Source organism: Murimonas intestini (assembly GCF_024622195.1).
Taxonomy (GTDB): domain Bacteria; phylum Bacillota; class Clostridia; order Lachnospirales; family Lachnospiraceae; genus Murimonas; species Murimonas intestini.
This window is the reverse complement of sequence record NZ_JANKBI010000004.1, coordinates 53712-77230: the sequence shown is the minus strand read 5'-3', so window position 1 is coordinate 77230 and position 23519 is coordinate 53712. Positions and strand designations below refer to the sequence as shown.

The following is a 23519-nucleotide window of genomic DNA, read 5'->3' as shown; positions in this document are numbered from 1 at the left end:
AAAGGAGCACAATGGACAATAAATATTTCTGGATATATATGCTGCTTGAAGCAGTTGATGTTTTTGCAATTTGCGGCATGTGGGTCATGGTTTTGACTCCCCGGTATAAGAAGGGCTGTGTGTTTGTTGTCAGCCAGTTTATACTGATGTCTATTTGTGTCATAAAAATAGGAGTGTTTATACCCTGGGATGCATATACTGTATTAATAAGCCAGGCTGTCACACTTGCTATAGTGATATTTGGATTTAAGGATCCATTGCCTGTCAGATTGTTTGGCTTTGCAATTGTTCAGATGATAAGTTTCTGCAGTGAATTTATGGCACGGATTGTGATTATAGCAGCGGGCAAACCGTTTGACTGGGATGCTTTATTATGGAAAGGCCCCACATTAATTATGCCGATGATCATAATGGATATATTTTCTGTCTTTTTTGCTGTTACTATTTCATGGATCTGGAACAGTAATGTAAGAACAAGAAAAGTAGCAGGAATGTGGTACTATTTGTGTCTTCCGGTTTCCCAGCTGTTTTTTTTGTGCGGATTTACAGAATATAATGTTAATACGGTTATGAAGGATACAGTTATAATCCTTTTAGGACTCGCCCTCAGCAGCTGCGGGGCAATGCTTTTATGTGTTCTGTGGAAATGGCAGGCCCAGAGAGAAGAGCTGCAGAAGGAGTACGCAAGAGTCCAGAGCCTGATGGAACAGGAGCAAATATATTACCGTGATCTGGAAGACAGGATCGAAGCCTTTGCCCGTCTCAGGCATGAGTGGAATAATTATCTTTCTGCATTATATTACCTTTCTGAAAATATTGACAGTCAGGAGGAAGCATTGGGTATCTTAAGACACCTGCTAAAAGTCTGCAAAACTGATGAGTCATTTTGAACGATATATGGAGACAGTGAGCGCCAGGCTCTTCCGGACGGGAGGAGGCCTGGCGTTATTTAACAGTTACGTTTGACAAGGGACGCGGCAGGTATTAGAATGATTCCATATAAACATTTATGGAATTATACATTTAAGAAGGGGAAAAGTAACTGTGAAGGTGCCAAACAGTTGCGCGGAAAATTATGATTAAAGATATGACAGAGGGAAAGCCTTCAAGGATATTGTGGGCTTTTTCTATCCCTATGCTCATCAGCGTTATGTTCCAGCAGATATATAATATCGCGGACAGCATGATAGCAGGAAAATTTGTGGGAGAAGGGGCCCTGGCGGCCGTTGGGGCCTCTTACCCCATTACGATGATATTTATGGCGATAGCCATGGGGTGCAATATCGGCTGTTCAGTAGTGATCTCACAGCTGTTTGGAGCAAGAAAATACGGGGAAATGAAAACGGCGATCACCACCACATTTTTTTCATGCGGTGCGCTGAGTATACTCCTGACTCTTTTGGGGCTGCTGTTCTGCCATCCCATGCTGGAGATGATAAGGACGCCGGATAATATATTTTCAGATGCGGCTCTGTATCTGAACATCTATATAGGGGGCCTGGCCTTTTTGTTCCTCTATAATATATGTACAGGTATTTTTACAGCTCTGGGTGATTCCAGGACGCCCCTCTATTTTCTGATCGGTTCATCTATCGGGAATATCATATTAGATCTTGTATTTGTGATCTTTCTGAAAATGGGAGTGGCAGGCGTAGCCTGGGCGACTTTCATAGCACAGGGAATTTCATGTATCCTCTCTGCCGTTACCTTGACCAGCAGGGTCAGATCAGTCAGGACACAGGAGAAGCCGGCTCTGTTCTCACTTGCCATGCTCGGCAAGATAAGCTGGATCGCAGTGCCGAGTATCCTTCAGCAGAGCTTTATATCTGTGGGGAATATTTTTATCCAGTTTCTTGTCAATGGATTCGGGTCGGCGGCTATCGCCGGGTACTCTGCAGCTGTGAAGCTGAACACCTTTTCCATTACTTCAATTACAACTCTGGCAAACGGGCTGTCCAGCTTTACAGCACAGAATATAGGGGCAGGAAAGCTGGAAAGGGTCAGGAAGGGATTCAGGTCTTCCATTGTCATGCTGGCCTGTGTAGTGCTTCCATTCTTTATTGTCTATTTCTTCTTTGATGAACATATGCTTATGCTGTTCATGAACAAGGAAAGTGATGTGGCGATCGGGATAGGACGTGAATTCCTGCGTATCGTATCCCCATTTTATATCATAGTCGGTTTTAAGCTGATGGCAGACGGAGTGCTCCGGGGCGCAGGATCTATGAAATGCTTTATGATAGCTACATTCACAGACCTTCTGCTGAGAGTAATCCTGGCATTTGCTTTTTCAGGATCTTTTGGGACGACAGGAATCTGGATGGCATGGCCTGTAGGCTGGTCACTGGCCGCAGTTTTATCTGTAGCCTTTTACATGAAGGGCGTGTGGAAAGAAGGCATGCGGGCATAGATCCCCGCTGGAATAAGAGTATTTATTCATCACATAAAAAAAGGAGTGTAAAAATTATGAATACAACGACGCAGAAAGAAATGAAAGATCTTGTGGAAGAGCTGATGTCCAGCTATGAGCAGTACCCCGCTACCTGCAATATCGACTGCCAGAACAGGCTGAACCGTGATACGATACTGAATATCCTGGAGATGCTCAGGTGGGTCATATTTCCCGGATATTTTGAGATGAAAAACCTGAAGAGCTGTTCCATAGAATATCATGTGGGAGAACTCCTTGAGAATATCCAGTATCATCTTACAAAGCAGGTATCCAAGGCTCTGCTCCATGACCAGGAACATGCGCCCAGGACAAAGGAAGAGGCTGTGGATGCGGCTGATGATATAGTGAGCGCATTTCTTGAAAAGCTTCCAAGTCTCAGGGAGGTGCTCGCCACGGATGTACAGGCGGCATATGACGGAGACCCCGCAGCATTTAACACAGATGAAGTTATATTTTCTTATCCGGGGCTTCTGGCAATTACTGTAAACAGACTGGCTCATGAGCTGTTTCTGATGGGAGTGCCACTCATTCCGCGTATGATGACTGAGTATGCCCACAGTGTGACTGGAATAGATATCCATCCGGGAGCATCCATCGGCAGATATTTTTTCATTGACCATGGAACAGGTGTGGTAATCGGTGAGACGACTGTGATCGGTAATGGCGTGAAGCTTTACCAGGGAGTCACACTGGGTGCTTTGTCAACAAGAGGGGGGCAGAGCTTACGGCATAAGAAGCGCCATCCAACACTGGAAGATAATGTAACAGTATATTCCGGGGCGTCTATCCTGGGTGGAGAGACTGTCATAGGAACAGAGGCGGTTATCGGAAGTAACGCTTTTGTCACATCAAGTGTACCGGCCCATACCAGGGTAAGCATCAAGAATCCGGAGCTGCAGTTTAAAGACCGCTCCAGGACAGCAGAGCTTGGCCAGGAAGGCTTTTTCAACAGAAAAGAACAGGACTGATCCAGGGAGGGATCCACTATGAAAGCAATCGAAGAAATTGTCAGAGAGCAGCAGGAATTTTTTAAAAAGGGTAAGACATACAGCTATGAGTTCAGGAAGGAACAGCTGGATAAACTGCGTACTTCCATAAAGTCCCACGAACAGGAACTGCTGGATGCGCTGAAGAAGGACCTGAATAAGCCTGCTTTTGAAGCTTATGGGACTGAGATAGGGCTTGTGCTTGATGAATTGTCATTTGTGAGGCGGCATTTGAAAAATTGGATGAAGCCTGAAAGGGTACACACTTCACTGGTAAATTTTCCGTCTAAGAGCAGGATATTTAAGGATCCATACGGTGTGGCCCTGATCATGTCACCGTGGAATTATCCTGTGCTGCTCACTCTTGACCCGTTGATTGGGGCTATTGCGGCAGGAAACTGCGCGGCCGTGAAGCCGTCCAATTATTCCCCAAACGTATCTGCGCTTATTAAAAAAATGCTGGAGGAAATCTATCCGGCGGAATACGTGTCAGTGATAGAAGGAGGCCGGGAGGCCAACCAATCTCTCCTTTCCCAGAAGTTTGACTATATCTTCTTTACCGGAAGCGTAAAGGTAGGGAAGCTGGTCATGGAGTCCGCCTCCCATAACCTGACTCCGGTGAGTCTGGAACTGGGAGGAAAAAGCCCGTGTATTGTGGATGAAACGGCGGATCTGGAGCTGGCTGCCAAAAGGATAGTCTGGGGGAAATATATCAATGCCGGCCAGACATGTGTAGCTCCTGATTACCTTCTGGTACATGAGAAAGTGAAGGATGAACTGCTGGAGAAAATCGTATTTACTATCAAGAAATTTTACGGTCCTGCACCCCAGGCGTCCGAGAGCTTTCCTAAAATCGTGAACATGAAGCATTACGAAAGGCTCATGGGGCTGATGGGAAGCGGAAAGGTCATAATCGGTGGGAACGGTGATGCCAAACGTGTGCAGATCGCGCCTACAGTTCTGGATGAAGTAAGCTGGGACTCCCCGGTGATGCAGGAAGAGATATTCGGGCCTATCCTGCCGGTACTCACCTTCTCATCTATGAAGGAAGCTATGGAGCTTGTAAATGACAGGCCGAAACCCCTGGCCTGCTACTATTTCACCAGAAAGTCAGAGAGGGAAAGATCCCTTTTACAGAAGGTCTCCTTCGGCGGTGGCTGCATAAATGACACGATCATGCATCTGGTGAGCTCCCACATGCCATTCGGAGGAGTGGGGAACAGCGGGATGGGCGGTTACCACGGAAAGGACAGCTTTGACACATTCAGCCACAGAAAAAGCATCCTGAAGAAATCCAGCCTGATCGATATGCCGCTGCGCTATCCGCCTTATAAGGATTTATATTTTAAAATGATGAAGATGATAATGAAATAGGTAAATATTCAACAGGGCTGTGCATTTACCAAATAGATATTGGAAGGGGGCATTTATGGTATCGCTTGAAGAATTTGAGAATATGGCCAGGGAAATAGCAGACACATTGCCGGAGGAATTCTACAGGGAGTTAAACGGAGGCCTGATCGTACAGGAAAAGCGCAAGCTTCACCCAGCCAGTGTGGATGATAACCTGTGTATTTTGGGAGAATACCACAGGGACAAGTATCTGGGGCGTTTCATTGTACTGTACTATGGTTCCTACATGCAGATATACGGACATCTCTCCAGAAGTGACTTATCAAAAAGGCTCAGAAAGACCATCCTCCACGAATTCAGGCACCATCTGGAATCTCTGGCGGGGGAGAAGGAGCTGGAGGTGGAAGATGCTATTGAGATCGCGGAGTATAAGAGGCGGAACGGGTAGGGTTTCGCTGTATTTGCAGTAAAACAGAAAGAGGGATGAGTTATGTACAGGGTGGTCATTATAATATAATATTTTTAGATATCAACCTGCCAGGCGTCGGCGGGGTGGAGATAGGGGAAATCATAAGGCAAAAGATGGAAGATGAGATGACTCATATCGTCTATATCTCACAGCAGGCAGGGTATGCTATGGAATTGTTTAAAGTAAGGCCTCTTGATTTTCTGATCAAGTCTGTTAACAGGGAAATATTCAAAATAAAAACAATATTATATTGCTAAATCAGAAAAAGGGTTTGTCGGTTAATTATAGTTTTTAACCTTTCAACCCCGTATGTAACGGAGAGAAAGATGGTTGTCGTTAGCCATCTTTTTTTCTTTTTTGGAAAAATTTGAGGCCAGGTGTGACTATCTATTTCCCGACTGTCCCTTTCTTTTGTGTTCCAATATAAAAACAAATTTTCACATTCACATAGTGAATGAAATGTGAATTTTCACTCTGTGATATTGAAAAAAGTGAAAATCAGAGTATAATATAAGTATCAACAGGCGAACTGTTAAGAGGAGGGACAATGTATGCAATATGAAAGTGGGTGTATTGAATATAAATCTCAGATGATCGATGACATCTACAAGGAAGTCATTGCGTTTGCAAATACTGACGGCGGTGTTATCTACATCGGCATCGACGATAAAGGTAATCTGACCGGTATTGATAATGTGGATGAAACTTACACCCGCTTGACCAATGAAATCCGTGATGCTATTGCACCGGATGTTACCATGTTCGTGCGGTATGTCCTCCAAGATAATAAAGTGATTCAGATTGAAGTCGGTGAAGGCAGCTATAAGCCTTATTATCTGAAATCCAAGGGAATGAAGCCCAACGGTGTTTATGTTCGTCAGGGTGCATCCAGCGTACAGGCATCTCCGGATCAGATTCGCAGAATGATCAAAGATTCTGACGGCGATGTATTCGAGGAAATGCGTACAGCCCAGCAGGAGCTGTCCTTTGAGGAAGCAGAGCGTACCTTCAAGCGGTATAAGGTTGATTTCTCCGAAGCAAAGTACATTGCGCTCGGCCTACGAAACATCCATGACGATCAATACACCAACCTGGCTATGATCCTGTCAGACCAGTGCCAGCATACAACCAAGATTGCCGTGTTTGGTGATGATGCGAATATTACCTTCAAGGACGCAAAGGAGTTTGGTGGCTCCATCTTCAAGCAGCTGGATGACAGCTATGCATATCTGACGCTCTGCAACCGCACTGCCGCTACCTTCAAGGGTTTGGAGCGAGTGGAGCTTTCTGATTATCCTGAAGATGCTTTGCGTGAAGCATTGCTCAACGCCCTTGTCCATCGTGACTACAGTTACAGCGGCAGCATTATTATCAATGTCAACGACTCTTGCATAGAATTTATTTCTATTGGCGGCCTGCTGCCCGGTCTTTCTGCTGACGATATTCGTAATGGCATTTCTCAGCCCCGCAACCGCAAGTTGGCTGAAATCTTCCATCGTTTAAGGCTGATTGAATCCTACGGCATCGGTATCCGAAAAATCTATGCGCTCTATAAGGATTGTGCCGTGCAGCCACGCATTGAAGTGACCACCAACACATTTAAACTGGTGCTGCCTAACATGAATGCCAGTGGTTCTGTTGCCGAAAGCGTACCGGAAACAGCTGAAAAAGCACCTGTGGTAGTCACTCCGCAAATGAAAACGGTAATGGATTATTTAGCCGAGTACGGTGAAATGACCGACGAAGATCTGCAGGAGCTGCTGAATATTAAAAAGACAAGAGCATATTTGCTCGCCCGTCAGATGAGTGAATGTGGATTGATTGATATTATCGGCAGAGGTGCTGCGAAGAAGTATAAACTCAAATAGTTCAAGCACCGAAGTTTGAAAAATGATTTTATGCTCATGGCAAATTAGGAAGAGCAGCTGATTGGACTGGCGTTGAAACAGAGGAAGTAATCCATCTTCTACAAAGGAGAACATAACATGGTTGATAATGTTTTTGCCCAGTGCAATTACTGCAAAACTAAAATTCGGATGCGTTTTCAAATGGGCTTTTTCGATATTCCATTCGACTTTTGCTGCCCTGGTTGTGGTGTTCATATTCATGGATTAAGAGAACTTGAAAACGGTTTTTCTACCACTGTGAAAAATGCATCAATAATTGAATGTGAAATATGAACTGCCTTTTGTGGAGAGAGCTAAAATTATAAGCTCTCTCTTTTATAATGTCAGCTATACCAGGTGGACTGACAAATGTAACCTTTCAGGCTACAAAATAGCAGGGCAGTGTGATAGACTATATTCATAGCGGAGACAGAGGCAGGAGGAGGCGAAAATGGAAGATATAAGATATTATGACAGACTGGCCGCTGCCTATATCCGGGGCAGGGCTGAACAGAAGGGGACATCGGTATTTATAGAAAAAGAACTTTTAAGCAAAGCGCTGTCAGAGCTTACAGAAAAGGAAATTGAAGAAATTCTGGAAGCCGGCCGTAAAGCAGAAGAAAAGCTGTATGCTTTTAAAAGTATCCACAATGATATGCCCAGGGTGAAACGGGTGCTCGGTTTCCTGAAATCCGTACAGTTTCAAAGCCTGCTGGATGTAGGGAGCGGAAGGGGAGTTTTTCTCTTTCCATTTTTGGAAGAATTCCCTCAAGTACAGGTTACATCAGTGGACATTCTTCCCTACCGGGCAGAGTTCCTCCAGGCTCTGTGCGACGGCGGTATTGCACGGCTCCGTGTACTGGAAGAAAATATTTGTATGCAGCCGCTTCCAGATAAAGCTGTGGATGTGGTAACCATGCTGGAAGTGCTGGAGCATATCCCGGATGCGGAAAAGGCTGTGAAAGCGGCTGTACGGATGGCGCGGAAATATGTTGTTGTGACAGTGCCATCCAGGCCGGATAATAACCCGGAGCATATCTATCTGCTCACAAAGCAGATATTGACAGAGATGTTTGAGGCGGCAGGGTGCACCAGGCTTCACTTTGACGGTGTATCTGGACATTTGTTTATGGCTGCGGTAATGTAAAACAGAAGCCAGAAAAAGGAGTGAAAAAATGAGCGGGGAATTCAGTATCAGAAAATATCCGCGGACACCGCATTTGGAAGGCTCTCGGCTTCAGCCGGGCGATGAAGATTTATCCCAGATCCGGTTTTCAGAGATTGCAGGACGTTATCTTGTGGTGGAAGAAAAGTGTGACGGGGCTAATTCTGCCATATCCTTTTCGAAAAACGGGGAACTGCTTTTGCAGAGCAGGGGACATTATCTTACAGGAGGATACCGGGAACGGCATTATAATCTAATGAAACAGTGGGCCAATACACACAGGGATGCTTTTTACCAGGTGCTGGGGAGCAGATATATTATGTATGGGGAGTGGATGTACGCAAAGCATACAGTGTTTTATGATGCCCTGCCCCATTATTTTCTGGAGTTTGATATTTTTGACCGTGTCTATGGAATTTTTCTGGATACGCCGTCCAGAAAAAAGATGACAGAACAGATGTCGGTGGTATCTGTGCCGGTTTTGGCAGAAGGCATATTTACAGAACAGGAGAAACTATTGGCTTTATTAGGCCGGTCTTCCTATATTAGCGAGAAACATATTCAGTGTCTGCAGAAGGTATCCGCAGAAATGGGGCTGGATGTGCAGCGGCAGTGCAGGGAGACGGATGCATCCGATGCCATGGAAGGATTGTATATTAAGGAAGAAGAAGGCGGACAGGTGGTGTCAAGGATGAAATATGTAAGAGCATCGTTTTTACAGTGTGTGGACGTATCGGAGACCCACTGGCTCGACAGGCCAATAGTGCCTAATCAGCTGGCAGTGCCTGTGGAAAAACTATTTGAGGAATGAAGCTATGGAAAAATGGAAAGAACTGCTCTGCCTGGTTCCTTCGGCGCCGGAATGGCAGATTGACTGGAAGCAGATTGAAGATTCTGCATTGCCGCTTATAGTACAAAAGATGAAAATGACCATGCAGAATCCGTTATGGCACAGAGAAGGCGATGTATGGACACATACGCGCATGGTATGCGAATGTCTGCTCTCCTTTGAAGAATACAGGAAATTGGGAAGAAGAAAACAGGAAGAAGTATTCCTTGCGGCACTTTTGCATGATATAGGAAAGATTCCATGTACCCGAATAGAGGATGGCACATGGAAATCCCCCAACCATACTGCTGTGGGTGCCCGGATGGCGAGAAAAATTCTTTGGAGAGAGTATGGGTTCTGCGGGAAGAGAGAACTGCAGGAATTTCGTGAGACCGTGTGTACCCTTATACGATATCATTCAGTACCACCGCATATTCTGGAACAGAAGAACCCGGAACACCGGATTATTCAAATTGCATCCAATGGGGAGCTGATGCCTGACTTTTCTGTGGAATTGCTCTGTCTTTTGGAAAAGGCGGATATGTGCGGGCGCATATCGGATACGGAGGAAGCATCATTGGAAATGATTGAGTTATGTATTGCCCAGGCAGAAGAGTCGGGATGCCTGAAGGCTCCATTAAAATTTCCAACAGCATTTTCAGAATATGCATATCTGGAAGGGAGAAATATTATGCCGGGCCAGAAACTGTATGATGACACCTGGTGTGAAGTGATTATGATGGCAGGGCTGCCAGGAACAGGGAAGGATACCTGGATAAGGGAACACTATGGAAATTATTACTCTATTTCGTTGGATGAGATTAGAAAGCAGATGAAAATTAAACCCGCGGAGACACAGGGAGCGGTATTAAATGCCGCAAGGGAGCTTGCAAAAAGCTATATGCGAGAGAAAATGCCGTTTGTCTGGAATGCTACATGCCTGACACCGATACTACGTAGAAAACAGCTTTGTTTATTTAAAGACTACAATGCATCTGTGAAAATTGTGTTTCTGGAAACAGATTGGGAAGAACAGATGAGACGGAACCAGGGAAGAAAAGAAGAAGTTCCGGAGCAGATAATTGACGGCATGATGGGGAATATGGTACTGCCAGAGCGATTTGAAGCGCAGCGGGTGGAGTGGTACTGCATCTGAGAATATTCACGGGGACTACAGAAAACTGCCGGTTGATTTTGCAATGTATCCATATCTAAAAGAACAATTGGAAGCGGTTCAATGTGAACATTTCACTGAAGGAAGTAGGAAAGGACTTGGCAGATGGAGAATAACAAGGGATTTATGAACAGTATCCGGAGAATTTTGTTTGGAAGTACCGGCCGGTCCGGGCAGACGAAAAAGGCAAGAGACCGGAACGAAAGCTCAGATGAGGAGGCTAAACCTGTACATGACCAGCAGCTTTTTGACCCGGCGGAAATAAAGAAAAGGAACGAAGACTTTGTGAGAATTGCCGGACAATGTGCCATGGGGGACACGGAATCTATGATGGAGCTTGCAGAGTGGTTTCGTTCAGGATTTGAGCCTGGCTTAGAAGCTGTGATTTCGGCATATGAGGAAAATCCGGATGAGATAAATTGTGAGAAACTAAAAAAATATATAAATAATCTTTCAAATGGAAGTTTATCCATAGATGCATACACATTTTGGATTGGGCGCTCAGCATTGTATGGGAATGAGAAGGCCGGGGAAATGATAAAGAGATACGCATATTATGATACAAGATCGTATTCCTTTATGCCCCGCAAATTATTTTCTCCCGGAAACAGGGGATTTACAGATTACTGGTTTAGCGATGCACTGTTCCAGTTTGGGCTGGTTGAGATACCGTGGGGGGAGACAGACTGCCGGTTGTGTACCATAAAAGAGAATGGATGCTTTAATTTTTATTATGTCTCATGGTACTGCCCGGCAGATGAGGACGGCTTTGGACGGGAAATGGAATATACGGATATTTACTATGATGAATTTTTTAAACGGATCCCGGCCAGGGATGAAGAAGAAATCCAGTCGGGACTATTAAAAATAAAAGAGGAGCGGGAGCGCTATTGGCAGGTTCCGGAAAATAATGCGCAGATGAGGAAGTATAAGAAAAGTATATGCCCAGAAGCATGACATAATACATATGCGCTGCTATAGGGTTAAATGGAGGAAGGTGAAAGCATGGATTTAAAAATATTTTATGAAGCGGCTCCGGAACAGGAGGTCTTTCAGAAGGTGCTGGATAAATTTTTCCATGGAGAACGTGACAGCCGGACAATTCAGCTCCTTGGAGAAGAGTAATGCGACGGGCATATCTCTCCCTGCTATGTAGATTGATACAAATATACAATTTTTTGTGTTATTCTGTCAATTATCATTTACCTTCACTGGTCGTATAATACAGGTAAATAATATGGTCAGTTGATTCACCTAAATAATATGGCCAGGGAGGTATACTATGACATCTAGAGAACGTGTCCGGGCAGCAATCACCCACAGCAGGCCGGACCAGGTTCCGGCTGCTTTTGAAGCAGTGGGGAGCGTAACGGAAAAATTAATGAAGCATTATGGTTTTACCAGGTACAGCCAGCTTCTGGACAGATACGGGGTGGATGTGGCTCCGGTGACACCCAGATATATTGGTCCTAAATTAAAGGAATATACAAACGAAAAGGGCGAGCTGGTGAAAGAGAGTTACTGGGGCTTTGAAGAAACATATCATACAACGAATGTGGACACTTATGCAACAACCTCGTATTTTCCTTTTCATGGAGTGGAAAAAGTTGAAGACGTGGAGGCCCTTCGCTATCCTGATCCCGACTGGTTTGATTATGATTCTGTCAGAGAGCAGTGTGAACAATACCCGGATAAAGCCATTATTACAGGACATGAAGGTCCGTTTCAGATTGTTACATATCTTATTCAGATGGATGAGTTCTTTATGCTGATGATAGAGGAACCTGAAACAGCAGGGAGGCTGCTTGAGCGGATGGTGGAGTTTGAACTGGAATACTACCGCCGGATACTTGAAGCGGGGCAGGGAAGAATTGATATTATCCGGCCTCATGATGACTATGGAACTCAAATTTCCCTGCTGTTTGGTGTGGATATGTGGAAGCAGTTTTTTATGGAGAGCACGAAAAAGCTGACAGACCTGGTTCATCAGTATGGAGCCTTTTACCAGCAGCATTCCTGCGGAGCCGTCCGCCCGCTGATCCCTTATTTCATTCAGTGCGGAGTGGATGTTCTGGAGCCGGTACAGAAGGTACGCGGCCTGGAACCAGAGAGCCTGCAGAAAGAATTCGGAGGCCGGATTACTTTTCATGGCGGTATTGACACTCAGGATCTTCTGCCTCACGGAACAGCTGACGAGGTACGGGCAGAGACAGAACGCTTTATAAGGACACTTCACCGCGACGGCGGCTATATTCTGATGTCCAGCCAGGCATTTGAGGGAGACGTGCCTATAGAAAATATAGAAGCATTATATGATGTTGACAGAAGGAAATAAACCGGATACGGGACTTGAAACAGCATGATATCAAAAAGGGGGCAGAAAAATTCATCTGTCTCCTTTTTGATATCTGGAGGGAGATATGCGGAAGGCCTTTGTAAAACAGCGGTGAAAGTGGGCAGAATCATAAAACCCGGCTTTCTCCGCAATGATCTGGCAGGAAAGTTCTGTGGTTTCCAGAAGAAAGCAGGCATATTCAAGACGCTTCATAGAGATATACTGGTAAGGGGAAGTGCCCAGATATCTGCGGAATGAGGCCGTCAGATATGTATTGCTTACGTGAAGGGCTTTGGCAAGGCCGCTGACCTGGATATTTTGGGTGAAATTCTGCTGGATAAAATCCATGGCAGCTGTAATGACGGGAGAGATATCTTTGCTTGGGAGCTCCGAGGCCGTCTTCAGGAGATACATGATGAGGGCATACTGCATGGATGAGAGTTCATAGGGATCAGGATTGGAGTTATATTTTACATAGCTGAGTATTTTCAGGAGCTGTGCTGTGATTTTCTGAGTATAAAGTCCATCTATTGTCCTTATATTATTCAGACGGAGGCTGTTTAGCAGTTCCCGGCATCCATTGCCGGACAGTTCGATCCACATAAGTCCCAGACTGGAATTTTGTACATTACGGTAGCAGTGTTCCTCACCTGCTGCAATTAAAAATGCGTCTCCTTTTTTCAGGAGGTAATCGTGACCGTCAATATGGAAAAAACTGCAGCCCTCAAAAAGAATATGAAGAGTGAAATAGGGGTAGTCTTTTTCACGGACAATTTCAAAATCTCCTGAGCAGAGATCGCAGCCCATACGTGAAGAGCAGATCAGGAAAGGATTGATCTTTGAATGGGCAGGAAGATGCTGCGAGTAAGGATAGCCCAGGAGATCCTGAAATTTATATTTATCAGACATCCGTGTACACCTCCGGAAATAAAAAGTTTTCTTTTTGAAATAATGTAGCATATATAAAAGGAGAAATCAATCATCGTGTGTCGAAATATACAAAAAATAATGTAGATATGTAAATATTATCAGCAAAATCCATATGCTATAATGATTTCACAGCGGAGGTTATGGGCATTTATAGACCTGTAAAGAAGGAGGAAATGAAACATATGAAACGGAGAGTCTTAGCTGCAGGATGTGCGGCAATGGTGGCAGCGGTCAGCCTGGCGGGCTGCGGTGGGTCAGGAAGTGAACCGGAAACACCTCAGGAGAAGAATGTATCTGAAAACGTCACTGAAAAAAAGGAAGCAAGTGCAAAAAAGGAAATTGTATTAAAGGTTGCATCACGGTATTCTAATGATAATCCAGATGAGAATTTTTACAGGAAAAAGGTGCAGGAATTCAGCGATTTGGATAATGGGATCAAAATCGAGATGGATAATATTTCTACGGAGGCGGACTATTTTGACAAGATTAGAACAAGTTTTGCCAATGGTGACGTTCCTAATGTATTTCTGGAGTATGGAGGAAGCAGATGTCTGGACTATATGGAAGCCGATGCACTGGTGGATCTGCGGCCATATCTGGAGGAGAATAATAAGGAGTGGTACAATCAATTTTACGAATCAATGTGGAGAGAAACGCAGTACGAAGGATACGATGGAATCTATGCTGTACCTTTTAAGTGTTACTTTGTAGCGCTTTACTATAATAAAGAAATATTTAATGAAGCCGGGCTTGAGCCGCCCAAAAGTGTTGAAGAGATGATGGATGTTTGTGAGAAGCTTCTGGAAAAGGGTATCCAGCCCTTCCAGGTGGGAGAAAAGGATGCGTATCGTTTCGGACACTTTAATAATAATCTTATTATCAAAACATATGGCATTGAAGCGGTAGAAAAACTGGCCAGCCGGGAGCTGTCTTATGACAGTGATGAGATGAAAAGTACATATCAGGTCATTGCAGACATGGTAGCGAAAGGCTATCTGGGAAAAGATCTGCTCGCTACAGATTCGACCACTGAGAACGCTGTATTTGAGCAAGGGAAAGCAGCCATGCATTATGATGGAACATGGTATATAGCCAATAACCTGTTTGGAACAGAGTTTTATGATAAAGTAGGTGTGGTGCCTTTTCCCTATGGTGATGAATCATGCAAAAACTATGCACAGGGCGGTTCCTCAGACATGTTCTATGTAAGTAAGCTGAATAAATCAGATGAAGAGATCCAGGCGTCAATTGAATTTTTGAAATGGCTGACGGATCCATCATATTATCAGGAACTGGATCAGGTGGCCCAGACCATCCAGCCGGTGAAGTTTGAAAGAACTTCTAAGACAGAAAATCCTCTTCTGGATGAGGCGATTGCTATCCAAAGTGAAATTACAGATATGCGCACAGATGTACAGAATTATGACCCGGAATCTCATATGATGGATACAGTGAGAAGTTCTCTCCAAAGCCTGGCTATGGGTGATACACCGGAGCAGTGTGCACAGAATATAATGGATAGAATGCAAGAATATAAACAATAGGAATATATAAGATTATAAACGATAAGAAAAGAGCGTTCCAAGGGAGCGCTCTTTTCTTGAAACTATCCGGCTGTCAAACTGCCGGATAGTTTTATAACTCCGTATAATACCACATATTGCTTATCTGGTCCTTTAATCTGTCAAAACTCCAGGTCTTGCTGCTGCGTATCTTGCTGTTGGGGTCATTGACAGTAAAGCCTCCATCCTCATAACCTGTGAGCACGATAAAGTGTCCGTTAGAGGTGAAGTCTCCCGGTCCTACGCTGCAGATGATAGGATAACCGTTATTCAGTGTATTGATCATTGCATTTTCATCAAGTCCCAGCATGGTCCCTGTTATTCCAAGGCCCTCGGCCCCTGACGTCATCAGATCCCAGGAGGTATCCAGACTCTGTGTGAGATATCCGTTTTCTTCACTGTAGGCGGCTACAGCGGCAGGAGTGAGATCATCCCTGCCGGTCAGACCCGATGCCACCATGGCTATGCAGGTGGGACCGCAGCCGCTGACGGCTACCATGGAACTCCCATAAGGCGCATAGCCCCAGCGCTCGTCCCACTGGAGCAGAAGAGGGATGGTTCCCTTTGTCACAGGTCCTATTGTGGTGGCGGCCGGTGTATCCTTCTTGGAGGGGTAATCCAGCACAAAATTAAGTGTTTCAGGATTTTTTGTGAGTATTTTGAAAAGAGGCTCAGGGTATTCCTTATAATGCTCTATAAGAGAACTGATTTCAGGATAGTCGCTGACCATAGCTTTCAGATCATCTACATATTCTCCCTGTACATTTCCCACAACTGAAACGGATGATGAAGTATTTTGAAATCCGGCGTCCTCCACATTGGCAGATATGGCGGCGGGTTTATTTTCAGCTTTGCCTTCCGGGGATGTAATATTTCTGAAAAGGCAGACAGCAAAAACTATGACCAGGCAAACGCTGCCGGTTTTGATAATACGCTTAATACGCCTGATTTTTTTTAACCGCATGGCTTTCTGATGTCTGAGCTTCTTTTCACGCTGGGTCAGGTGTGCAGTCTTCTGGTTCATATAGAGTCTCCTTCTGTATAATAATATATTAATCGTGCGTATTCTGTAATAATCATTGTATACTTAAGCCGGAGCAAAGTCATAAGTGTTTTGTAAATAATTTATAAAATATATTTTAAGATAAACTTATGAAGCTGTATGTAATGGCGGAATCTTGAATTATTCTTCAGCTCATTGTATAATCTTTTGTAAGTGATAAATGTGTATATGCAGAGAAGGGAGGTACAGGCCTGATGCTTCTGATAGGGATTCTGGTGTTGGTTTTATTTGTGGCAGCAGCAAGGGGAACATTGGAAGCATTTCATATCCTGCTTCCTAAAAATATTTTCAGAAGGATAGCCGGCATTGCGCTGATAGTGGCAGCTGTGTCAGCGGGATTTTGGACAAAGCTTCCGCTTCCTCTATTTTATATGACAGTATACTTCACAGCGGGCTGTGTTTTAATATCATCACATGACAAGAGACAGAAGACTTTTTTTATTATCAATATAAGATTTTTGCTTTTTACGGCAATTCATATGATCGTGCTGGGGATTATAGCGCTGCTGAAGGACAGGGGAATTGCGGAAGTTTTAAAAGATTTTGACTTGAGAGGCATGAGTGTGTCAGCCGCTCTGGCGGTAAACACATTGACTGACTTTGTGTTTGCCAGGCTCATGCGCCGTTCCACGGCTTCCATATTAGACTATGATGGAGAAGAATTCAGTCTTCTGGCGGGATCAATGTGGTTCTGGGTAGTATTTTTGATGGTTGACAGCCTGCCTTCCATGTTCAGCCTGCCAGACGCCCTGGTATCGCTGTTCCTGATCGGAAGCAGTTTTCTGATGCTGGTCATGGTGGGATTTTATATTCTCCATGTTTACAGGATCATAAAAAACGCCTATCTGGAGGAGGAATACATTCGACTGAAGCAGGAAGAGGAGCGCCAGCGGCAGCGTGTAGCCAGAATCGAGAAGAGGGCCTGCACGGACGAGCTGACTGGTGTTTACAGCAGGGCATATGTGATGAACTGCCTGACTACTATGATGGAGGCCGGAGAAGCGTTTTCTATTGTATATATCGATATCAATTCTTTGAAGCATATAAATGATACAAAGGGGCACCGCGCTGGTGATGAATATCTGAAGACATTTGCAGCTGAATTCGGAAGTCATCTTCGAGGAAGCGATATCTTTGGACGGATCGGCGGGGATGAGTTCCTGGTAGCCATGCCGGACTGCCCGGCAGAAACGGCTGCCAGGCGGCTGAAGGAGATAAGGGATACAGTGGCCGGGCAGGATCAGTCTAAAGGCCCTTTCAGCTATGGCATCGTTTATGTTCCGGCGCATACAGAAAAGAAGATAAAGGAATATCTGTCTGAAGCTGACAGTCTCATGTACGAGGACAAGAAAGCAGGACGCCGGTAATAAAAAGGAGATGACGCCATGGTTGTGATCATAGTTTCTATTGCTTATTTTTACTACAATTGGTATTTTTTTAAATACGCTGAAGATATTCTTGAAAAGCCGGGAACAAGGACAAGAGATATAGTGCTATCTTTTTTTATTAACTATGCCCTGTTTTATGTATGCACCATACTTCAGTTCCATCTTATTGTAAACTGGAGTATTTTTTTCTTTTTCCTGCTGGCGGAAACTGTCTTTATCTACCGGGGGAGGTGGCTTCCCGATGCGGCGGCAGCTCTTGGGGGAACGCTGATAGGGCTTGCATTAAATATATTATTCCGTGATGTACTTGCCATTCTTATGAATGTGCCTCTGGCCGCTTTCGATAATAATACTGCAAGTCCGGGCAATTATAAAAGGTATCCCATCATCCTGGGATTTGCCGCAGCTGGTCTTGTATTTCAGGCTGCGCACAGGAGAAGTGACAGGAGCAGGGTGAAGGTCATCCTGAAGGATCAGAAGAATCTTCATTTTCTGGCAGGTCTCATGGTTGTTATGTACGCATATCTCTGTCTGAACCTTCTGGTGTATTATGCCCCGGGCAATTCACTTGTTCTCAAGCTCTGGACAATAAAATCAAGTGCTGCAGTGCTCATCGGCTTCGGACTTGCCGCTGTATTTACATACAGAATGTGTATGCTGGATAAGTACCGCAGAGAAAATCTGGAGACAAGGCAGGCGCTGGAGAATGAAAAGAAGGAAGAGCAGGAGCTTCGGTCAGTGATCTATCAGGATCCGCTGACAGGCTGCGGGAACAGGCTGGGAGCAAGAAAGGCGATACTGAATGCCATCAGGGAGAAACGGGATTTCTGCCTGTGCTTTGTGGACCTGAACGGACTAAAGCCAGTCAACGATAATCTGGGACACAGCAGGGGAGATGATTATCTGTTGGCGGCAGTGAGGCATCTGCGCTCGCAGTGCAGAAAAGACTGTGATGAAATCTTCCGGTACGGGGGAGATGAGTTTATTGTCATTTACTATGATACCGGTCTGAAGACGGCAGAAGAGCGTATGCGCCGGGCTGCAGACGCCCTGTCGGCAGAGGGAGATTCTGAAGCTTATCCGTTTCCCATGTCCATCAGTGCGGGCATAGTTGAGGGCAGGGGAAGGAATGATCTGGACGGGCTTATAGAGGAGGCGGACAGGAGGATGTATAAGGAGAAAAAGGCATTTTCAGAAAAAGTATAGGAATCTGGCAGAAAAATACTTGACGAATGGGCCTCATAGTAATAAAATAGCAGTTAGCAAACAAATATGTTTGTCAGACGCACAAATGTATTTGATATGAAGACAACAGTGAAATGAGGAGGAACATTATGCCAGCGTACAGGGATTTGAGCAAAGAGGAGCTATTAGAAGAAAAAGCAAGTTTAGAAGCAAAGTTTCAGGAAGTTAAAGAAAAAGGAATGAAACTGGATATGACCCGCGGAAAGCCATCAGCAGCACAGCTTGATCTGGCTATGGGAATGATGGATGTCCTGAACAGTACATCTGACCTGAAGTGTATAGAAGGTGTGGACTGCAGGAATTACGGTGTATTAGACGGTATCAGAGAAGCAAAACAGCTTTTGGCGGATATGACAGAGGTGGCTCCTGATAATATTATTATCTATGGCAATTCTAGCTTGAATGTAATGTTCGATACGGTATCACGTTCTATGACTCATGGTGTTATGGGCAGCACTCCATGGTGCAAATTGGATAAGGTAAAATTCCTCTGTCCGGTACCGGGCTATGACAGGCATTTTAAGATCACAGAATATTTTGGCATTGAGATGGTAAATATCCCTATGACGGCAGACGGTCCGGATATGGATATGGTAGAGAAATATGTCAATGAGGATCCTACTGTAAAAGGAATCTGGTGTGTGCCTAAATATTCCAATCCTCAGGGGCTTACGTATTCAGATGAGACTGTCAGAAGATTTGCCCGCCTGAACCCGGCGGCAGAGGATTTCAGGATTTATTGGGATAATGCATATGGGATCCATCATCTTTATGATGATAAGCAGGACCATCTGATCGAGATCCTTATGGAGTGCAAAAAGGAAGGCCATCCGGATATGGTATATAAATTCTGCTCCACATCCAAAGTAAGCTTCCCGGGCTCAGGTGTTGCGGCCATCGCGGCGTCTGAGGCAAACTTAAAGTATATCAGGAAGCATATGACCATCCAGACGATCGGACATGACAAGTTAAACCAGCTGAGGCATGTGCGCTTCTTCAAGGATATCCATGGGATGGTAGAGCACATGAGAAAGCATGCTGATATCATCCGCCCCAAATTCGAAGCGGTTCTTTCAAGCATGGAGAAGAATCTGGAAGGGCTGGAGATCGGTTCCTGGATACAGCCAAGAGGAGGATATTTTATTTCCTTTGATGCTCTGCCCGGATGCGCTAAAGCTATCGTTGCAAAGGCAAAAGAAGCAGGCCTTGTTATGACAGAGGCGGGAGCTACTTTCCCATACGGAAAGGACCCTGAAGACAGCAATATCCGTATTGCGCCTACATTCCCCACGCTGGATGAAGTGAAGACAGCTATGGAGATATTTATCCTCAGTGTAAAGCTTGTAAGTATTGATAAAATATTAATGGAAAAATAGTAACGAAAAGCAGGTCTGTGCATTTACTGCACAGATGCAGATAAGGTGAAGGCTGTGCTTTAGGGCACAGCCTTTTATGTCTGGGTATGCCGGAAAGCAGTAATATGGGGCATGAAGGGGGATAATATGTTTACAAATAAGGAACTAAAGAGGCTGATAGTACCTCTTATCATTGAGCAGATCCTGGCAGTGACAGTGGGGATGGCAGATGTGATCATGGTATCAAGAGTGGGGGAGGCGGCTGTCTCAGGCGTCTCTCTGGTGGATATGATCAATGTACTTATCATCAATATCTTTGCAGCGTTGGCTACAGGGGGCGCTGTGATAACAGCCCAGTTTATAGGGAAGCAGAAGAGGGAGCTGGCCTGCCGTTCAGTGAACCAGCTGTTCTTCTCCACGGCGGTAATTTCGATGACGGTCATGGCTGTGGTCCTGCTGTTCAGGCATGGGCTGCTCAGGCTGTTTTTTGGCAGTATAGATGATGATGTCATGGGGAATGCACTTGTCTATCTTGTGCTGTCAGCATGCTCATACCCGTTCTTGGCTGTCTACAATTCCGGGGCGGCAGTTTTCAGGTCCATGGGGAATTCCAAGGTCCCCATGCTGATCTCACTCATGATGAATATTGTAAATATAGGCGGAAACGCTGTCTTTATCTTCGGATTCAGGATGGGGGTGGCAGGCGCTGCCACAGCATCACTGATATCCAGAATGATGGCTGCAGCTGTTGTCTTTATTCTGCTGAGACAGCAGAAGCATGAGGTCCATCTGGCAAGAGGCATCAGCGAATGGAAACCTGACTTTTACCTGATAAAGAAAATACTGTATATAGGAATCCCAAATGGTCTAGAAAACAGCTTTTTCCAGCTGGGACGTGTTCTGGTAGTCAGTATCATATCATGCTTTGGCACAGTGCAGATAGCTGCAAATGCTGTGGCAAATAATATTGACTCCTTAGGAGTGCTGCCAGGACAGGCGATCAGCTACGCTATGATCACTGTAGTCGGGCAGTGTGTCGGCGCAGGTGATTTTAAACAGGCCAGGGAATATGGAAAGAAGCTGCTGGGTATCACCTACGCAGTTACTTTTGGCCTGGGAGCCGTTGTGCTCACGGCGCTTCCGTGGATCCTGAAGATATACAATCTGTCACCGGAGACGCTAAAGCTGGCTACGGTCCTGATCTTTATACATAATGGCTGTGCCATGCTTATGTGGCCGGCTTCCTTTGTGCTGCCAAATGCCCTGCGTGCAGCAAATGATGTGAATTATACCATGGGTGTGTCCATCTTTTCCATGCTTGTTTTCAGGATACTGTTCAGCTATATCATAGGACTGAAGATGGGATATGGAGCAGTTGGCGTATGGATCGCCATGATCATGGACTGGATATTCAGGATGACTATGTTCCTCATCAGATTCTCAGGAAATAAATGGCAGACTCACAGGATCTAATATCCAAATGCTTAAATAGTAACCTTAAATATTTCAAAAGAATTTACAATTTTTCCGGAGCTTATTTACATTTTGACAAGACGTGTTAAAATATAACATGTATATTGAAGAGTAACATGTTGACGAAGGAATAAGCAAAGGATAAATAAATGATATGAGGAAATCCACAAAGATAACTTTAATAAGCCTGATCACCCTGCTGGCCGCTATGGCGGCGCTGTATATCGGGGTAGGCATATATTTCGGCACCCATTTTATGCCCGGCTCCGTGATCAATGGGATCGACTGTTCCAGGAAAACCGTGGAGGAGGCGGAGAAACTGATCGCTGAGAAGGTACAGGACTATTCTATTACGCTGGCAGAGCTGAATGGGGTGACTGAGACAATATCAGGAAACCAGATTGGGTTTGAATATGTCTCAGACGGTGAGGTACAGAAGCTCAAGGATGATCAGAGTCCTTTTCTCTGGATCGTGTCGTATTTTAAGTCAGAGAATTATACGATGACAGCCAGGACTACATATAATAAGGACATGTTAAAGCAGGCCATGCTTGCACTTGATTGTTTTGACCCGGGTAAGGTCACAAAACCTCAGGACGCCTACATCAGTGAAACAGCCTCAGGTTACAGCCTGGTGCCCGAAGTGACGGGAAATGAGCTGGATCAGGACAAGACATACACCCTTCTCACAGAAGCTGTTGACAGGGGGGACAGGAGCGTGGACCTTGCCTCAGGGGACTGCTACAAAAAGCCCGCTGTATATTCAAATGATACAAGCCTTAATGCAAAGCTGGCCACATTGCAGAAGTATGCCCGGATGTCAGTGACATATGATATGGGAAACCAGCAGGAGGTTCTTGACAGTGTGACCATCCGGGAGTGGATGGATGTAAAAGAGGACGGCAGCGTATCCTTCGACTGGGACAAAGCGTCTGAGTTCGTGGCATCGCTGGCCGGCAAGTACGATACAATAGGCACTGAGGAGCCGTTCACCACATCTCTTGGCGAATACATCACGGTGCTTTCCAGGACTTATGGATGGATGATCAACCAGGAGGAAGAGCTCTATGCGCTGATGGATGTCCTGGAACAGGGAGAGTCTGTCACGCGTACACCGGTCTATTCTGAGACTGCCATGACCCGGGGTGAAAATGATATAGGCGATACATATGTGGAGATAGACTATACAAATCAGAGAATGTGGTACTATAAAGACGGACAGCTGATGGTGGATACACCAATAGTTACCGGCAATGTGAGCGCCGATATGGCATCGCCGGAGGGGCTGTTCTGTCTCGTGGGCAAGGAAGAGGATGCCACCCTTGTGGGGGAAGGCTACAGGACGCCTGTGGATTACTGGATGCCGTTCTTTGACGGCGTGGGCATCCATGATGCCAATACATGGAGAAATGCCTACGGCGGTGATATCTACCAGACAAACGGATCACACGGATGTATCAACACGCCGACAGATAAGGCAGCCATCATATTTGCAAATATAGATGTTGGGACTCCTATCGTGTGTTACAGCAGCTCTTTCAGGCAGGGTGATAACACGATCTATACAGGAGGACAGCCCACGGAGCAGACGGATGCCGGCACGGGAGACTCATCCCAGACATCAGGCGGTGAAGACGGGACTCAGACATCAGGCGGTGAAGGCACAGGTTCGGATGAGGCGCCGGAGGGTACTGACGGCGGGAACGGAGAGGATCCGGGAAATGGCGAAGCTGATCAGGGTGACGCCCAGGACTATCAGGAGTAACACAAAATAAGCCGTATCATGGTCGCAGAGCATGTCCGGTGAATATAAATAAGTAAATAATACAAGGGGCGGCAGAACCCTTGAGTTTT

At 45.3% G+C, this 23519-nt stretch carries 22 protein-coding genes; 20 read left to right on the top strand and 2 right to left on the bottom strand.

All coding sequences use genetic code 11. From position 1 onward, the window contains the following. The first annotated feature begins 11 nt into the window (after window positions 1-11). The 14 genes from NSB28_RS08215 (at window position 12) to NSB28_RS08150 (ending at window position 12649) form a co-directional block, all read left to right on the top strand. Complete coding sequence (locus NSB28_RS08215) at window positions 12-890, top strand: hypothetical protein (protein ID WP_109626444.1); 879 nt, start codon at window positions 12-14, stop codon at window positions 888-890. A 185-nt stretch (window positions 891-1075) separates the two neighbouring features. After that, window positions 1076-2410: an MATE family efflux transporter gene (locus tag NSB28_RS08210; RefSeq protein ID WP_109626443.1), complete on the top strand. Its 1335-nt coding sequence runs from the start codon at window positions 1076-1078 to the stop codon at window positions 2408-2410. A gap of 56 nt (window positions 2411-2466) precedes the next feature. Then, a complete protein-coding gene (gene epsC / locus NSB28_RS08205) occupies window positions 2467-3420 on the top strand; it encodes a serine O-acetyltransferase EpsC (protein ID WP_109626442.1) in 954 nt (317 codons plus the stop codon). An 18-nt stretch (window positions 3421-3438) separates the two neighbouring features. Next, a complete protein-coding gene (locus NSB28_RS08200; protein WP_109626441.1) occupies window positions 3439-4812 on the top strand; it encodes an aldehyde dehydrogenase in 1374 nt (457 codons plus the stop codon). Window positions 4813-4867: 55 nt separating this feature from the next. Continuing rightward, entirely contained in the window at window positions 4868-5239 is a 372-nt protein-coding gene (locus NSB28_RS08195; protein WP_109626440.1) for a metallopeptidase family protein, read from the top strand. An 11-nt stretch (window positions 5240-5250) separates the two neighbouring features. Continuing rightward, on the top strand, window positions 5251-5517 hold the full coding sequence (locus tag NSB28_RS08190; protein ID WP_257497666.1) for a response regulator: 267 nt from the start codon (window positions 5251-5253) through the stop codon (window positions 5515-5517). Between the two features lie 294 nt (window positions 5518-5811). Next, a complete protein-coding gene (locus tag NSB28_RS08185) occupies window positions 5812-7128 on the top strand; it encodes an RNA-binding domain-containing protein (protein ID WP_109626438.1) in 1317 nt (438 codons plus the stop codon). A gap of 117 nt (window positions 7129-7245) precedes the next feature. Then, window positions 7246-7440 (top strand): hypothetical protein, encoded by a 195-nt coding sequence (locus NSB28_RS08180; RefSeq protein ID WP_109626437.1) that lies wholly within the window; start codon window positions 7246-7248, stop codon window positions 7438-7440. 157 nt (window positions 7441-7597) lie between these two features. Beyond that, the gene (locus NSB28_RS08175; RefSeq protein WP_109626436.1) at window positions 7598-8293 is read left to right on the top strand and encodes a class I SAM-dependent methyltransferase; all 696 of its coding nucleotides are present in this window, start codon (window positions 7598-7600) and stop codon (window positions 8291-8293) included. Window positions 8294-8321: 28 nt separating this feature from the next. Continuing rightward, window positions 8322-9122: an RNA ligase family protein gene (locus tag NSB28_RS08170; RefSeq protein ID WP_109626435.1), complete on the top strand. Its 801-nt coding sequence runs from the start codon at window positions 8322-8324 to the stop codon at window positions 9120-9122. A gap of 4 nt (window positions 9123-9126) precedes the next feature. After that, window positions 9127-10296 (top strand): AAA family ATPase, encoded by a 1170-nt coding sequence (locus NSB28_RS08165; protein ID WP_109626434.1) that lies wholly within the window; start codon window positions 9127-9129, stop codon window positions 10294-10296. Between the two features lie 123 nt (window positions 10297-10419). Next, a complete protein-coding gene (locus NSB28_RS08160) occupies window positions 10420-11271 on the top strand; it encodes a hypothetical protein (protein ID WP_109626433.1) in 852 nt (283 codons plus the stop codon). 48 nt (window positions 11272-11319) lie between these two features. After that, window positions 11320-11439, top strand: coding sequence for a DUF1810 family protein (locus NSB28_RS08155; RefSeq protein WP_187374299.1), 120 nt, complete (start codon window positions 11320-11322; stop codon window positions 11437-11439). A 157-nt stretch (window positions 11440-11596) separates the two neighbouring features. After that, a complete protein-coding gene (locus tag NSB28_RS08150) occupies window positions 11597-12649 on the top strand; it encodes a uroporphyrinogen decarboxylase family protein (RefSeq protein WP_109626431.1) in 1053 nt (350 codons plus the stop codon). A gap of 51 nt (window positions 12650-12700) precedes the next feature. Here NSB28_RS08150 and NSB28_RS08145 read toward each other — a convergent pair whose 3' ends face one another. Beyond that, a complete protein-coding gene (locus NSB28_RS08145; RefSeq protein WP_257497655.1) occupies window positions 12701-13558 on the bottom strand; it encodes an AraC family transcriptional regulator in 858 nt (285 codons plus the stop codon). 203 nt (window positions 13559-13761) lie between these two features. Here NSB28_RS08145 and NSB28_RS08140 point away from each other — a divergent pair, with 203 nt between their 5' ends. Continuing rightward, window positions 13762-15123 (top strand): ABC transporter substrate-binding protein, encoded by a 1362-nt coding sequence (locus NSB28_RS08140; protein WP_257497656.1) that lies wholly within the window; start codon window positions 13762-13764, stop codon window positions 15121-15123. 91 nt (window positions 15124-15214) lie between these two features. Here NSB28_RS08140 and NSB28_RS08135 read toward each other — a convergent pair whose 3' ends face one another. After that, entirely contained in the window at window positions 15215-16165 is a 951-nt protein-coding gene (locus tag NSB28_RS08135) for a C39 family peptidase (protein ID WP_257497657.1), read from the bottom strand. A 233-nt stretch (window positions 16166-16398) separates the two neighbouring features. Here NSB28_RS08135 and NSB28_RS08130 point away from each other — a divergent pair, with 233 nt between their 5' ends. The 5 genes from NSB28_RS08130 to NSB28_RS08110 all read left to right on the top strand — a co-directional run bounded on the left by NSB28_RS08130 (window position 16399) and on the right by NSB28_RS08110 (window position 23430). Then, complete coding sequence (locus NSB28_RS08130; RefSeq protein WP_109626428.1) at window positions 16399-17571, top strand: GGDEF domain-containing protein; 1173 nt, start codon at window positions 16399-16401, stop codon at window positions 17569-17571. Window positions 17572-17589: 18 nt separating this feature from the next. Then, a complete protein-coding gene (locus NSB28_RS08125; RefSeq protein WP_109626427.1) occupies window positions 17590-18798 on the top strand; it encodes a GGDEF domain-containing protein in 1209 nt (402 codons plus the stop codon). 128 nt (window positions 18799-18926) lie between these two features. After that, window positions 18927-20213 (top strand): aspartate aminotransferase type Ic, encoded by a 1287-nt coding sequence (locus tag NSB28_RS08120; protein ID WP_109626426.1) that lies wholly within the window; start codon window positions 18927-18929, stop codon window positions 20211-20213. Window positions 20214-20339: 126 nt separating this feature from the next. Further along, window positions 20340-21665: an MATE family efflux transporter gene (locus NSB28_RS08115; RefSeq protein ID WP_109626425.1), complete on the top strand. Its 1326-nt coding sequence runs from the start codon at window positions 20340-20342 to the stop codon at window positions 21663-21665. Window positions 21666-21819: 154 nt separating this feature from the next. After that, window positions 21820-23430: a L,D-transpeptidase family protein gene (locus NSB28_RS08110; RefSeq protein ID WP_109626424.1), complete on the top strand. Its 1611-nt coding sequence runs from the start codon at window positions 21820-21822 to the stop codon at window positions 23428-23430. Window positions 23431-23519 lie beyond the last annotated feature (89 nt).

Bases quoted from the DNA above. Each gene is read 5' to 3' on its own strand.
- NSB28_RS08115 (WP_109626425.1), top strand. From the start codon at position 20,340: ATGTTTACAAATAAGGAACTAAAGAGGCTGATAGTACCTCTTATCATT.
- NSB28_RS08150 (WP_109626431.1), top strand. From the start codon at position 11,597: ATGACATCTAGAGAACGTGTCCGGGCAGCAATCACCCACAGCAGGCCG.
- NSB28_RS08120 (WP_109626426.1), top strand. From the start codon at position 18,927: ATGCCAGCGTACAGGGATTTGAGCAAAGAGGAGCTATTAGAAGAAAAA.
- NSB28_RS08170 (WP_109626435.1), top strand. From the start codon at position 8,322: ATGAGCGGGGAATTCAGTATCAGAAAATATCCGCGGACACCGCATTTG.
- NSB28_RS08160 (WP_109626433.1), top strand. From the start codon at position 10,420: ATGGAGAATAACAAGGGATTTATGAACAGTATCCGGAGAATTTTGTTT.
- NSB28_RS08135 (WP_257497657.1), bottom strand. From the start codon at position 16,165: ATGAACCAGAAGACTGCACACCTGACCCAGCGTGAAAAGAAGCTCAGA.
- NSB28_RS08125 (WP_109626427.1), top strand. From the start codon at position 17,590: ATGGTTGTGATCATAGTTTCTATTGCTTATTTTTACTACAATTGGTAT.
- NSB28_RS08180 (WP_109626437.1), top strand. From the start codon at position 7,246: ATGGTTGATAATGTTTTTGCCCAGTGCAATTACTGCAAAACTAAAATT.
- NSB28_RS08145 (WP_257497655.1), bottom strand. From the start codon at position 13,558: ATGTCTGATAAATATAAATTTCAGGATCTCCTGGGCTATCCTTACTCG.
- epsC (WP_109626442.1), top strand. From the start codon at position 2,467: ATGAATACAACGACGCAGAAAGAAATGAAAGATCTTGTGGAAGAGCTG.
- NSB28_RS08165 (WP_109626434.1), top strand. From the start codon at position 9,127: ATGGAAAAATGGAAAGAACTGCTCTGCCTGGTTCCTTCGGCGCCGGAA.
- NSB28_RS08200 (WP_109626441.1), top strand. From the start codon at position 3,439: ATGAAAGCAATCGAAGAAATTGTCAGAGAGCAGCAGGAATTTTTTAAA.
- NSB28_RS08195 (WP_109626440.1), top strand. From the start codon at position 4,868: ATGGTATCGCTTGAAGAATTTGAGAATATGGCCAGGGAAATAGCAGAC.
- NSB28_RS08155 (WP_187374299.1), top strand. From the start codon at position 11,320: ATGGATTTAAAAATATTTTATGAAGCGGCTCCGGAACAGGAGGTCTTT.
- NSB28_RS08175 (WP_109626436.1), top strand. From the start codon at position 7,598: ATGGAAGATATAAGATATTATGACAGACTGGCCGCTGCCTATATCCGG.
- NSB28_RS08110 (WP_109626424.1), top strand. From the start codon at position 21,820: ATGAGGAAATCCACAAAGATAACTTTAATAAGCCTGATCACCCTGCTG.
- NSB28_RS08130 (WP_109626428.1), top strand. From the start codon at position 16,399: ATGCTTCTGATAGGGATTCTGGTGTTGGTTTTATTTGTGGCAGCAGCA.
- NSB28_RS08215 (WP_109626444.1), top strand. From the start codon at position 12: ATGGACAATAAATATTTCTGGATATATATGCTGCTTGAAGCAGTTGAT.
- NSB28_RS08185 (WP_109626438.1), top strand. From the start codon at position 5,812: ATGCAATATGAAAGTGGGTGTATTGAATATAAATCTCAGATGATCGAT.
- NSB28_RS08210 (WP_109626443.1), top strand. From the start codon at position 1,076: ATGATTAAAGATATGACAGAGGGAAAGCCTTCAAGGATATTGTGGGCT.
- NSB28_RS08140 (WP_257497656.1), top strand. From the start codon at position 13,762: ATGAAACGGAGAGTCTTAGCTGCAGGATGTGCGGCAATGGTGGCAGCG.